10 protein-coding genes are annotated in these 13820 nt (G+C 34.6%); 4 read left to right on the plus strand and 6 right to left on the minus strand.

All coding sequences use genetic code 11. From position 1 onward, the window contains the following. Positions 1-13: 13 nt before the first annotated feature. The gene (locus GQ46_RS08430; RefSeq protein ID WP_044400505.1) at positions 14-1174 is read left to right on the plus strand and encodes a hypothetical protein; all 1161 of its coding nucleotides are present in this window, start codon (positions 14-16) and stop codon (positions 1172-1174) included. A 77-nt stretch (positions 1175-1251) separates the two neighbouring features. Here GQ46_RS08430 and GQ46_RS08435 read toward each other — a convergent pair whose 3' ends face one another. Next, a complete protein-coding gene (locus GQ46_RS08435; RefSeq protein ID WP_044404765.1) occupies positions 1252-1611 on the minus strand; it encodes a toxin-antitoxin system YwqK family antitoxin in 360 nt (119 codons plus the stop codon). A gap of 392 nt (positions 1612-2003) precedes the next feature. Here GQ46_RS08435 and GQ46_RS08440 point away from each other — a divergent pair, with 392 nt between their 5' ends. Together GQ46_RS08440 and GQ46_RS08445 are read left to right on the plus strand one after the other, a co-directional pair. Further along, positions 2004-3233 carry a porin gene (locus GQ46_RS08440; RefSeq protein ID WP_044400508.1) on the plus strand — a complete coding sequence of 410 codons (1230 nt, stop codon included), beginning with the start codon at positions 2004-2006 and terminating at the stop codon, positions 3231-3233. Between the two features lie 79 nt (positions 3234-3312). Continuing rightward, a complete protein-coding gene (locus tag GQ46_RS08445) occupies positions 3313-5586 on the plus strand; it encodes an inorganic phosphate transporter (protein ID WP_044400510.1) in 2274 nt (757 codons plus the stop codon). Positions 5587-5747: 161 nt separating this feature from the next. Here GQ46_RS08445 and chrA read toward each other — a convergent pair whose 3' ends face one another. Further along, a complete protein-coding gene (gene chrA / locus GQ46_RS08450) occupies positions 5748-6875 on the minus strand; it encodes a chromate efflux transporter (RefSeq protein WP_044400513.1) in 1128 nt (375 codons plus the stop codon). 129 nt (positions 6876-7004) lie between these two features. On the opposite strand from chrA, the gene GQ46_RS08455 reads away from it, so the two are divergent. After that, complete coding sequence (locus tag GQ46_RS08455) at positions 7005-7871, plus strand: OmpA family protein (RefSeq protein WP_044404766.1); 867 nt, start codon at positions 7005-7007, stop codon at positions 7869-7871. A gap of 51 nt (positions 7872-7922) precedes the next feature. Here GQ46_RS08455 and GQ46_RS08460 read toward each other — a convergent pair whose 3' ends face one another. The 4 genes from GQ46_RS08460 to GQ46_RS08475 all read right to left on the minus strand — a co-directional run bounded on the left by GQ46_RS08460 (position 7923) and on the right by GQ46_RS08475 (position 13093). Then, on the minus strand, positions 7923-8675 hold the full coding sequence (locus GQ46_RS08460) for a CPBP family intramembrane glutamic endopeptidase (protein WP_044400516.1): 753 nt from the start codon (positions 8673-8675) through the stop codon (positions 7923-7925). Beyond that, positions 8672-9220 carry a zinc ribbon domain-containing protein gene (locus GQ46_RS08465; protein ID WP_044400519.1) on the minus strand — a complete coding sequence of 183 codons (549 nt, stop codon included), beginning with the start codon at positions 9218-9220 and terminating at the stop codon, positions 8672-8674. Before GQ46_RS08465 ends, GQ46_RS08460 begins: the two co-directional genes overlap by 4 nt. Before the next feature lie 196 nt (positions 9221-9416). Then, on the minus strand, positions 9417-11894 hold the full coding sequence (locus GQ46_RS08470) for a ribonucleoside-diphosphate reductase subunit alpha (RefSeq protein WP_044400522.1): 2478 nt from the start codon (positions 11892-11894) through the stop codon (positions 9417-9419). A gap of 218 nt (positions 11895-12112) precedes the next feature. After that, positions 12113-13093, minus strand: a complete 981-nt coding sequence (locus tag GQ46_RS08475; RefSeq protein WP_044400525.1) for a ribonucleotide-diphosphate reductase subunit beta — start codon at positions 13091-13093, stop codon at positions 12113-12115. Positions 13094-13820: the final 727 nt, after the last annotated feature.

Raw genomic sequence — 13820 nt, forward strand, 5'->3', positions numbered from 1 at the left:
AAAAAAAAACACAATGAAAAAACAATTAATTTTAGGTTTAGCTATATTAGCTTCAGTAGTGTCTTGTACAACAGACGATACTTCTGATATAGTAATTAACTCGACAACAAACAACACGACAGGTGGCGGTACAACAGATCCTCAAACTATTTTCTTATCTGGTACTTACACTGAAGATTTAACACTGGATGCAAACAACACTTACAAAATCAATGGTTCATTAATTATGGCGAGTGGCACCACATTAACAATACCTGCTTGTATGACTATTGAAGCGTTAGCTTCTGGAGCAAACGTATATGTGGCTATTTCTCAGGGTGCTAAAATTGTAGCCAATGGTACTGCAAATTGTCCGATTGTATTGACTTCAGATGCTTCAAATCCACAACCTGGAGATTGGGGAGGATTAATTTTATTAGGACAGGCGCCTATAAACTCAGTAACTGGAACGGCTACGGCAACTTCAGAAATTGCTAACTTACCTTATGGTGGAAATGTGGCAAATGACAATTCTGGATCTTTAAACTATGTAAGAGTAGAGTACTCTGGTGGTGCAGCTGATGGGCAATCAGAAAACAACGGTTTTTCATTCTACGGTGTAGGAAGTGGTACTATTGTAAATTATATTCAAGCTTACGCTGGAAAAGATGACGGTATTGAATTTTTTGGAGGTACAGTAAACGCGAGCTACATTTCAGTAATTAATGCTGAAGATGACTCTGTAGATTGGACAGAAGGTTTTTCCGGAACTTTAAACCATGTTTACATCTCTAATAGAGCTACAGATGATAAAGCGATTGAAGCAGACGGATACAATACCGATTTTAGCAATGCCACAGGGATGTTCTCTAAACCAACAGTAAACAACGTGACTATTATTGGAGAAGGCTCTGCTAACTCTTCAGAAGCGGTAAGACTAAGAGCTGGTACCCAAGGTATATTTAACAACATTATGATCACTGGTTATGCTGAAGGTTTTGATTTAGACGATTTAGACACAGGTAACGGGGTTGTGAGTGATGATTTACAAGTAACAGGAGTCACTTTTGTTGATGTTATTGACTTTGTAAAAAATGACACTACTATTACATTTACAGACGCCGATTTTTACACAGGTGAAGGGACTGCAACTGGAACAGACTATGCAACTTGGGGAGCAGGTTGGACTTTTTAATAAAAGTATAAAACACTATTAAATAAAAAAGCATCTTCTTTACGAAGATGCTTTTTTATTTTTTTATTATCTCTAATTTAATTCCTAACCGCAACTGGAGCTTTCACTTCCCATTCACTAATATTAGCAATCACATTATTGTTATAATCTACTTCTTTAAGAGTGGTCTCGTTCCAAAAAAACCACTTGCCGACTTTTTTACCATTATCATAATTCGCAGAAACTTGTTTCTTGCCTTCTGTGTCAAAACGAAGCCACTCACCTTGCAATTTACCATCTGTAGTGTAAGTTCCTGTTTGACTTACAACTCCATTGTCATGATAATAAACAACTTCAATTAAATTAGTGTCTTTATTAAGTTTTAAATCTCGCTCTTGTTGAGCATAAGATACCACAGCAATTAAAAAGGCAATTGAAAATAAAATTGATTTCTTCATAATTATGGGTTTTAACATTATATATCAAATATAAACCTTAATTAACATTTAAGCAACTATTTGGTAACATTAAATTAACATTGAAACCCTAAAAAATTGATTATCAGCATTTTAATAATTAAAATTTAACATAGCGAATTAATAATTTGGTAATATTAAGGTTACAATAACATGACTTCAATACTAGATATTTGTACTGTCTATAGACAAACAATTAGTATTTCATATAATCTATTAGTTTTTGTCGACTACATTATTATGATTTCTAATGAGACTGCCCTAGGCCAAGGCAGTCTTTTTTTATATAATTTAATCAAAAATAATAATCATTAGGAAACATTGAGTTAACATTAGAGTCAGTTATTTGCAGCGACAAAAAACTAAAGATTACAATGAGACTTAAAATTACGTTTACAGCATTTTTGCTTTGCGCTTACATTTCTACAAACTCACAAGAAATTAGCGATACCTCTTTCGGTAAAGGTTTAATCAACTTCACAGCAAAAGACAGTTCTTTTAGCATCAAATTTGCCCCGCGTTTTCAAGTGCGTTCAGAATCCTCATGGAATCATGACGGCAATCAATATGGAAGCCCAGAACACACTTTTATTGTGCGTCGTGCGCGTTTAAAATTTGATGGTTTTGCCTATAGCCCTAAACTAAAATACAAACTAGAGTTGGGCTTATCTAACAGAGATGTCTCTGGAGCGAATGACTTTAATAGAGACACGCCTAATATCATCCTTGATGCTGTAATCATGTGGAACTTTGCCGAAAATTTTGAGCTTTGGGCAGGACAAACTAAATTACCCGGTAACGTAGAGCGTGTGGTATCTTCTGCAAACCTTCAATTAATAGACCGTTCTTTATTAAACAGTCGCTTTAATATTGATCGTGATTTAGGCATACAATTAAGACATAAAACAAATTTAGGTAACCACTTTTTAATGCGAGAGAAATTCGCTATTTCTCAAGGCGAAGGACGTAATACCTCTGAAGGAAATAGAGGTGGACTACAATATACAGGCCGTTTAGAGTTTTTGCCTTTTGGTGAATTTCAATCTAAAGGCGATTATGTCCAAGCCGATTTAAAACGCGAAGCAACACCAAAATTAATGCTAGCTGCGACTTATAACTTTAACCAAGATGCGGTTAGAGAAAGAAATGGTTTAGGAGATTATATGTTTAATGATGCGGGCACTTCTTTATATGAAACAGATATTGAAACCATCTTTGTTGATGCCATGTTCAAACACAAAGGCTTCTCTTTTATGGGAGAATATGCGCAACGTAATGCAAATAACCCAATTGCTAAAAATTCAGATGGCACGCTTGCAACAGGTTCTGGTGGAGAACTAACTGAAAGCATTGTTTTAACTGGTGATGCTCTTAACCTACAAGCGGGGTATTTATTTAAAACCAATTATGAAATTGCTGGTCGTTATACCACTGTTAATTACGAGGCTATTACAGGAAATCTTCCACAAAAACAATATACTTTAGGGGTGTCAAAATATATTGTGGGACACAAACTAAAAGTACAAAGTGATTTAAGCCATACAACTGTTGATGGTATGGAAGATAATATTACCTTTAGACTTGGATTTGATATTCATTTTTAAAAATTTAAAAGATAACATTGAGGTAACACAACAATCGAAAACACTCGAGATATTTGCAAACTTATTTTAATTAAAAATTATGGATAATATTTATTTATTTATGTTGATTGCCATCACCATTTTAGCTGTTGCTGATATTGTTGTTGGTGTGAGTAATGACGCGATTAACTTCTTAAATTCGGCGATAGGTTCTAAAGCCATTTCTATGCGCACTATAATGATAGTTGCTAGTTTAGGTATTTTTATTGGCGCCGTATTTTCTAGCGGCATGATGGAGGTAGCGCGTAAAGGTATCTTTGTCCCTGGGCAATTTTACTTTGATGAAATCATGTACATCTTTATGGCAGTAATGATTACTGACATCTTACTTTTAGATTTTTTCAACACGCTAGGCCTTCCAACCTCAACAACGGTTTCTATTGTATTCAATTTATTGGGGGCTGCAGTGGTTATGTCTTTAATTAAAATTAGTGGATCTGATGAACATTCGATTGCCGACTTAGGGAACTATATTAATACCGCAAAAGCCATAGAAATTATTACCGGCATACTCATGTCTGTATTCATAGCCTTTACAATAGGCGCTTTAGTACAATGGGTATCCAGATTAGTCTTCACCTTTCACTACGAAAATAAAATTAAAAATTTTGGAGCACTCTTTGGTGGCTTTGCTTTAGCCGCCATTACTTACTTTATCTTTTTAAAAGGTTTAAAAGGCACACCGTACTACAAGGAAATGCAAGGTGTTATTGAAGGTAAAGAAGCTATTATATTAATTGGTAGCTTTGTGTTTTGGACGTTGTTTTCTTATGCTTTTCAAAAAATCACAAATAAAAGCATTTTAATAATTGTAATTGCTGTCGGTACTTTTGGTTTGGCATTAGCCTTTTCAGGTAACGATTTGGTAAACTTTATTGGTGTGCCAATGGCAGCTTACCATTCTTATGAAGCTTGGGTTGTTTCTGGTACAGCAGCTGGAGAATTTTCAATGGGGGTGCTTTCTAAAAAAGTACCAGCAGAACCCATGCTATTATTCATCTCTGGGGGTATTATGGTATTAACCTTATGGTTCTCTAAAAAAGCACAAACAGTGGCAGAAACCGAGATTAAACTTTCTAGTCAAGGGGATACTAATGAGAAGTTTGAACCTAATGCTTTATCGAGAGCTGTGGTAAAAGGAACCTCTTTTTTATCTGTTGCGATAGATTCTATTGTTCCAAAGACTATTCAAGATAAGATTAGCTTGAGTTTTGAAAAACCAAGTGAATCTTCAAGTAAAGCGGTTAGAGCAGATGCGCCTGCTTTTGATATGATTAGAGCATCAGTAAATTTAATGGTTGCAGGTGTATTAATCGCAATAGCAACCTCGATGAAATTGCCTTTGTCTACAACTTATGTGACTTTTATGGTTGCCATGGGAACCTCATTTGCAGATCGCGCCTGGGGAAGAGAGAGTGCTGTTTATAGAGTAGCAGGTGTTTTAAATGTTATTGGCGGATGGTTTGGTACTGCAATTGGTGCTTTTGTAGCCTCAGGAATCGTGGTGTTCTTAATCAATTGGAACCCTATGGTTATGACGCCAATTCTATTATTTGCAACCGTAATTTTATTGTATAGAAATTATACAACACATAAAAAAAGCACAAATAAAACGATAGAAGAAGACAGTTTAACAACTTCCGATATTAGTTCTGTACAAGGTGTTATCCATGAGAGTGCTAAAAATATCTCAAGTGTTGTTAAACGTAGTAATAAGATATACAGTATTGCTATAAAAGGACTTGCTAAACAAAACTCATCATTACTGAAAAAGAATAAAAAACAAGTAAAAAAACTGTCAGACGAAGTAGATAGTTTACGAGATAATATTTTCTATTTCATCAAAAATTTAGATGAATCAAGCGTTAGTGCGAGTAACTTCTATATTAATATTTTAGGGTACTTACAAGACATGACACAGTCTTTAGAATACATTTCTAAAACCAGTCATAAGCACATCAATAACAACCATAAAAACCTTAAATTCAGTCAGGTTAAGGAGTTAAAAGAAGTTGATGATGCCGTAGAAACTTTATTTACTGACATTAAAGAGGCATTCGATTCTAGATCTTTTGAGCATATTGGAGCTATTTTAAATAGTAAAAAAGAAGTGTTTGATCTGGTAAGCTCAAAAATAGGGAAACAAGTGTCACGTACAAGAAATGAAGAGTCTAGTCCGAAAAACACGACACTTTACTTTAGCTTGTTATTAGAGACTAAAGATTTATTAACAGCAACCATGAATTTATTACAGGAATATCATGATGCGCATGATAGTTCAGTTGCACCAGCAACCCTTAATATTGAGGAATAAATTTTAATGTAATTTTATATAAAGAGGCTGTCTAAAAAGACTTTTAAATTTACTTTGTCAGGTTGAGCTTGTCGAAACTAATATTGATTACCAGTAGGTTAAAATATTTCGACAGGCTCAATATGACAATGAACTCGTCTTTTTAGACAGCCTCTTTTATTTTAAAAAAAACGAATGAGTAAAAAGCCCAAAACAGCGCCTATAATTATATTCCAAATCGGACTTATTTTTGTTCCAAAGGTTAAATAAACAGCAATAAGCGCGATAGCAATGGCTTTCCAATCTACTAGGGTTTCTTTTGCCATAATAATAAGAACAGCGAGCATAACCGCCACTGCTGCCACATTTACACTGTCTAAAAAGTAGCGTAACACTTTAGATTTTTGCATTCTAGGAATCAAGGGGTTCAATACTAAAACAAATAAAAAGGAAGGCAAAAAAATACCTGCTGTTGCTGCTAGTGCACCAGGAAAACCAGATAACTGATAGCCAATAAAGGTAGAAGTAGACAATACTGGTCCAGGTGTAAATTGCCCAACAGCTATAGCATCTATAAGTTCTGCTCTTGTTAACCAGCCTTTGGTCACCAATTCGGCGTCTAAATAAGCAAATAGCACATAACCGCTACCGTATAAAATAGCCCCAACTTTTAAAAAGGTTAAAAAAACGTTTAGTGTCCCTATTTTAAATAGGGAAAGCCCAGAAGTTGCAAACAAAGTGAAGGGTAAAAAACTTTGTAATTTAGTTTTACTTTTTTCTTTAATGTAAAAATAGGCCATCCCAAAAATCCCTGCAGCCAATAAGGCTATAATTTCATTAACACCCAGCAGACTCACTATTAAGACCAGAGCTCCCAAAGCTGCTAGTTCCATCGTTTTAACGGCTTTTTTACCCAATTTAAAAACAGCAGAAGCTATAATCGCTAAAACGGCTGGTTTGATACCAAAAACAAAAGGGGTGACCTCGGGTAAGCTTCCGTATTTAATATACAAATAAGCCAGAATCCCTGTAATTAAAATCGCTGGAAAAATAAAGGCGACCCCAGCAACAAAAAGTCCTTTTTTCCCTGCCCGTTCATAGCCGCAATGCATTGTCATTTCTGTTGAATTAGGACCAGGAATTAAATTTGTTGCGCCAATAAGGTCTAGAAAATAGTCTCTTGTCATCCATTTGCGTTTGGTGACAACCTCTTCTTCCATCATAGCGATGTGTGCTGCCGGACCTCCAAAAGCAAAACAGCCTAATTTAAAAAATACTAACGCGACTTCTTTAAGCCTATCCTTATTCATTACAGCTATAGTTTTAAAGGTTGAAGATAATTAATATTAATGTTAAAGTATTCTAAAAATTGACCCTTCCAACGTCTATATAAAGTTTATGTCCGTATCTAAATACAAATCCAATACTTAATTATGACTATTAAAAAAACTTCAATCGCATTATTTGCAATCATTACATTAGCTAGCTGTGTTTCAAAAAAGAAATACATGGCTCTAGAACAAGAAAAAGGAGAAGTCGTTAGTGAACTTACCAAAACAAAAGTTGAAAAAGAAGAGTTAGAAGAAAAATTCGCTGAAATTGAAGCTCGTGTTGATCAGTATAATTCAACAATAAGTTCTTTAACCGATGAGGTGGGTACTTTAACTGAAGAAAACGACGTTAAGTTTGATGCTGTTGGTAATGCTGCTGTAATTTCAAACGTAACTAAACGCAAAATGCGTGAAACGCTTAAGCAGGTAGACCCTTCTTTAGTGAGTCAAGCAACAACGCTTAAAGACTCAATGAATTTGGCTGTGTCCTATAACTTGAAAAAAACCATAGATACTTCTACTTTAGATGAAACTGATGATATTGCTATCAATATTGAAGAAACAGTGGTAATGATTTCTATTTCAGATAAAATGTTATTCAACAGTGGTAGCTATCGCATTAGTAATAAAGCGAATAATATTCTACAAAAATTAGCAGACGTTATCAACTCTGAGCCTTCAATAGAGGTTATGGTTGAGGGCCACACAGATAGTAGAACCATTAATACTGAAAAAGTAAAAGATAACTGGGATTTAAGTGTCTTAAGAGCAACTTCAGTGGTAAGAAAATTACAAGACCGATATAATGTTGATCCTGCAAAACTAATTGCTGCTGGTCGTAGTAGTTATCAACCACTAACAGATAACGATACTCGTGAGAGTCGTTCTAAAAATAGAAGAACACGCATTATCATTCTACCAAACATTAACAAGTTTTTTGCTTTAATGGATGATGAAGTATCAACTACAGATTAATAATCAAAGTTTATTATAATCGAAAAAGCATCCTTATTAAGGGTGCTTTTTTTATTCTAAAACAGTATAATAATTATAGTAATCCAACAACAGTACAATTAAATTATGAAAAAAGTGAATAATAATTCCTAACCAAAGTGTATTGTACTTACTTCTTAAATAACCTAATAATAATCCAAAAGGGAAAATCCATAAAAAGGAAATAAACGAAAAGTGAATTAGTGCAAACAGAAATGCGGTTGCAATAATCGTCATTTTTTCACTCGTAACTTTTCTTAGTTTATTAAATAGGAAGCCTCTAAAGGCGAGTTCTTCAAAAATGGGTGGTGTAATAGCGATAAAGAGAATAGACCAAAACAAGGGGTTTTCTAGATACAAATAGCTTTCAAAATAGTTAGTAGAAGCGCCATCATCAATCAAAAAATTAAATCCTTCTATTAAAAGGTAAACCAGACTGCTTGAAAAGATTGGAAAAACAATAGCAACGCTTAAGTGCTTCCAATTAAGATGTTTAAAATTATAAAGTTTTAGAATGTTCTTAAAATCTAAAGCAACAAAACCCAACACTAATAGTGCGAAACCAATTTCAATAATGAGATCTACCGCAAAGTTTTCTGGATAGGCATTCGTTAAAAAATACACAAAAGCAATGAAAAGTAAATGGGCACTATAAAAACCTATAATAAGATTTAAGTTACTTATTCGTTTTTCATTATCTCCTTTGAGAACTGATTGCCCGCAGGTAGTACAAAATTTTACAGCAGTTTCAAATGTCGTGTTACAATTTCTGCATTGCACAATCATTCGTGTTCCTGTTTGATTGATGATGCTGAATAGATGCCTTTACCTAAATAACCAATAATTAATACTTTCCAAAGAATCCCTCCCAACAAAGTTACCGGATCAATAATGGCCGAGATAACGACAGTTGTGACATAAAGCAACAAACCTAACAACAAGGCTATTAAAGGCTTTTGTTTCGTCCAAAATCCCAATAAAATATAAATGGAACATACGATAAAGTTGGCGATCAGTAGGGTAAAATCGTCGTATCGAAAAAAACTTATAAACCCAAACAACATAACAACACCTGCAATTACAAAAAGTGTGTTTCTCGCAGAATTTATTTTTTCTGCTGCATCCCTATTTTGATTTTTAGCCATGGCGCGTCTGGCATAAAATTTAGCGACATCTTGCTCTGTGCCTTTTTCGGGATATCCACATTCTGGACAAAAGGCTGTTTCTTGCGTAATCGCATGCTCGCAATGGGTACATTTTGGCGTTGTAGGTTCTAATAGTAGTTCTGCAGGGATTTCCATAAACTCGGTTTTATCTATTTGGGATTTCAATATAGTATTTTCTTAGGTAATACTCCTGTAGAAATAAAAAAGCATCCTGAAAAGGATGCTTTTTGGTAATAACACTTAATTTAAGCGCTTTAATTAAAGCGTTTTTTATTTGCCTCACTCTCGCTTGGCTTGGTTTTCTTAACAGAAAAAATCATGATTATATCAGTTTTCATGAGATTTCTACCGTCGCAGGAATTTAGCTGCCGCACATTAAACAGTCGTCTCCTTCTGCTTCTTTTGCTTGTGCGATTAAAGCTTTCATTTCTTCGGCACTCAAGGGCTCCACCTCAAGGTTTTCTGGTTTTTGCTTTGCAAAGGTCTGTGCTGTTTTAGCAGCTTTTTGTTGCTTTTGTGCTATACCGTCATTATTTACTGTCGCTTCCCGAGCTACTGGTTCTGCTTTTCTTTCTTTAGTTAATGTCATTTTCTTAGCATCTACGGCACTCTTAGTACGTAAATAATACATCCCTGTTTTTAAACCACTCTGCCAAGCATAAAAGTGCATGGATGTTAATTTTGCCATCGTTGCGCCTTCTAAGAATAAATTAAGCGATTGCGATTGATCTATAAAATAACCACGCTGACGAGACATATCGATAATATCTTTCATGCTCATTTCCCAAACTGTTTTATAGAGCGCTTTAATATCTGCAGGTATCCCATCTACTGCTTGAATAGAGCCATTAGCTCTCATGATTTCGTTTTTCAACTCTTCATTCCAAAGGTCTAATTCTATTAAATCTTCAAGTAAATGTTTGTTCACAACAATAAACTCGCCAGACAATACACGACGCGTATAAATGTTAGATGTATAAGGCTCGAAACATTCATTATTTCCTAAAATTTGAGAGGTCGAAGCCGTTGGCATTGGTGCAACTAATAACGAGTTACGTACCCCATGCTTTTTAACTTCTTTTCTTAACTTCTCCCAATCCCAACGACCACTTAAGGTGTCTTCTTGAATGTTCCATAAGTTATGCTGAAATTTCCCTTCGCTTATTGGCGACCCTTTATAACTTTCGTAAGGCCCGTCTGCTTTTGCTTCTTCCATACTTGCTGTAACCGCAGCAAAATATAAAGTTTCAAAAATCTCTTGATTTAACGCTTTCGCTTCGTCACTAGTAAATGGTAAACGCAATTTGATAAAGGCATCTGCTAAACCTTGAACCCCAATACCAACCGGTCTGTGGCGCATATTTGAGTTTTCAGCTTCTTTTACAGGGTAGTAATTTCTATCAATAACTCTGTTTAAATTCTTGGTTACTCGTTTTGTAATTCTGAATAACTCTTTATGATCAAATTCACCATTTTTTATAAACATTGGTAATGCAATAGACGCTAGATTACAAACAGCGACCTCATCTGGAGAGGTATATTCCATAATCTCCGTACATAAATTTGAAGAACGAATGGTTCCTAAATTTTTCTGATTAGACTTACGGTTTGCTGCATCTTTATACAACATATATGGTGTTCCCGTTTCAATTTGAGATTCTAAAATTTTCTCCCAAAGCTCACGTGCTTTAATGGTTTTTCTACCTTTGCCTTCCGTTTCGTATTTAATGTATAAGGCATCAAATTCTTCACTGTGTACGTCGCATAATCCTGGGCATTCGTTAGGGCACATTAAAGTCCATTCTGCATTTTCCTGTACGCGTTTCATGAATAAATCTGGCATCCACATCGCATAGAATAAATCACGCGCACGTAGTTCTTCAGCACCATGATTTTTCTTTAAATCTAAGAAACTCATAATATCTGCGTGCCAAGGCTCAATATACATTGCAAAACTTCCTTTGCGTTTTCCGCCACCTTGATCTACGTAACGTGCCGTATCATTAAACACTTTTAGCATGGGTACAATACCATTAGAGGTTCCATTTGTACCTGCAATATAACTCCCAGTCGCACGCACATTATGAATAGATAAACCTATCCCTCCTGCAGACTGTGAAATCTTAGCGGTTTGTTTTAATGTATCGTATATTCCATCAATACTATCATCTTTTACTGTTAAAAGAAAACAAGATGACATTTGTGGTTTAGGTGTTCCCGAATTAAAAAGGGTTGGTGTCGCGTGTGTAAAGTATTTTTTGGACATCAACTCATAGGTTTCAATAGCAGATTCTAAATCGTTTAAATGAATTCCTAATGAAACGCGCATTAACATGTGTTGTGGACGCTCTGCGATTTGACCGTTTAGTTTTAAAAGGTAGGAACGTTCTAAGGTTTTAAACCCAAAATAATCGTATCCAAAATCGCGGTTATAAATAATGGTAGAGTCTAAAACCTCTTTATTTTCCTGTATAACGCTGTACACCTCATCACTTAATAAAGGCGCTTCTTTTCCTGTTCTAGGGTTCACGTAAGTATACAAATCATGCATGACTTCGCTAAATGTTTTCTTTGTGTTCTTGTGTAAGTTAGATACCGAAATACGCGCTGCTAATCGTGCATAATCAGGGTGTGCTGTTGTCATAGTCGCTGCCGTTTCAGCTGCTAAATTATCTAATTCGCTGGTTGTTACACCATCGTAGAGTCCTTCAATAACACGCATGGCTACTTTTAAGGGATCGACTAATTCGTTTAATCCGTAGCACAATTTACGAACACGTGCCGTAATTTTATCGAACATTATTTGTTCTTTTCTCCCATCTCTTTTGATTACATACATACTTTACACATTTAATTTTTATCCTTTGCTGAGCCCACGATCAGAAAAGCGGTTAGTTGATTATTCTAAAACATAACAACCTGATCAACAGCAGATTATTGTTTAGTTTATTTTTATTGAATATAAAATTGGATACAGAGGTTTCATCTGAAGCTATGGTGAGCTCCCGGAAACATAAAGCCAATACTACTATTATTTTTCTCGAATTGCTTTCGATATTAAAAATCGAAATCCATATTGTATTTATCCTCGTCTACTTCTTTATTCATCACGCCTGCTTTTTGGTAATCTCCTACGCGTTTTTCGAAGAAGTTTGTTTTACCTTGAAGCGAAATCATATCCATAAAATCAAAAGGATTTGTTGTGTTATACACTTTTTCACAACCTAAATCGTCTAATAAAGAATCGGTAACAAATTCTAAATATTGCGTCATTAAATTAGCGTTCATTCCAATTAAGCTCACTGGTAAGGACTCTGTAATAAATTCACGCTCTATATTAAGCGCATCAACAATAATTTCTTTAATACGTTCTTTTGGTACTTTATTCACTAAATGATTTTCATGTAAGTGTACTGCAAAATCACAATGCATACCTTCGTCTCTAGAGATTAACTCATTGGAGAATGTTAATCCCGGCATTAAGCCACGTTTTTTTAACCAGAAAATTGAGCAAAACGATCCCGAAAAGAAAATACCTTCTACCGCTGCAAAAGCAATTAAACGCTCTGAAAAGCTGGGAGAGTCAATCCATTTAAGTGCCCAATCTGCTTTCTTTTTAATTGCCGGGAAGGTTTCAATCGCATTAAATAGGTTGTCTTTTTCTTTATCGTCTTTTACATAAGTATCAATTAACAACGAGTAAGTCTCACTATGCACATTTTCCATCATAATCTGGAAACCATAGAAAAATTTCGCCTCACTGTATTGTACTTCATTCACAAAGTTTTCAGCTAAATTCTCGTTTACAATACCGTCACTCGCTGCAAAAAAGGCTAAAACGTGTTTAATAAAATAGCGTTCGTCGTCTGTTAACTTATTAGACCAATCTGTTATATCCTGGTGTAAATCAATTTCCTCAGCAGTCCAGATACTTGCCATCGATTTCTTATACCATTCCCACAAATCGTGGTGTTGAATAGGAAATATTACAAATCTATCTTTATTTTCTGCTAATATTGGCTCGACTACTTGCGACATAATTTTTTGGGTTTTTCTATAATTAATTTAGGCTAAAAAATGCTCTTTCTTGGGACTAACAAAGATTGGAAATAATCTATGATTTTAATAGGGGGTTTACCCTAAATCTTTTTAAAGTTTTTAACATCAATTGTTGAAATGTACACCTACAAGTCGGTTTCACTGCCGTTATAGCGCTTTCATATTTTAACAACCTTTTAAACAGTTTTAAAATAAAAAATGTGATTGCTTGTGATATTCACTTCTTACAACAACCCATAGCTATAAAAATAACATAACTATTTAAAAATGAGAAATTTATTAACCGATCACATATACTTAAAAAGAGGCGTCTTAATTGGCTCTAAAATTAGAAGACAACAAAAAAAACACCAACCCTATTTGTTGGTTTATTAGTTTATTGCCAAAGGATTATTCTTTCTTTTTATAGCAATAGCCAACTTAAAAGTGTGCAAAAAATACAACCTTTAAAGCATGATTTATAAGGCGGTTCAATGACTCCGCATTTTAGTTCCAATGCAGTACATTCTATTAAACGCTACCTTAATAATAATGAGCAGTTGAATCCTATGAATTACCTCAATTGATTGCAGAAATTTTAATGATTTCTACTGAAAAAGAAATTGCTGTTGCAGAAGCATTAGAAATCATGAATTTATACAGACTACCATAAATAGCAGCACCATTATTATAAACTATCTATCGCCTATTGGTATAAAAACAAATA

Origin of the sequence: Lacinutrix sp. Hel_I_90 (assembly GCF_000934685.1) — a bacterium.
Classification (GTDB): Bacteria; Bacteroidota; Bacteroidia; order Flavobacteriales; family Flavobacteriaceae; genus Lacinutrix.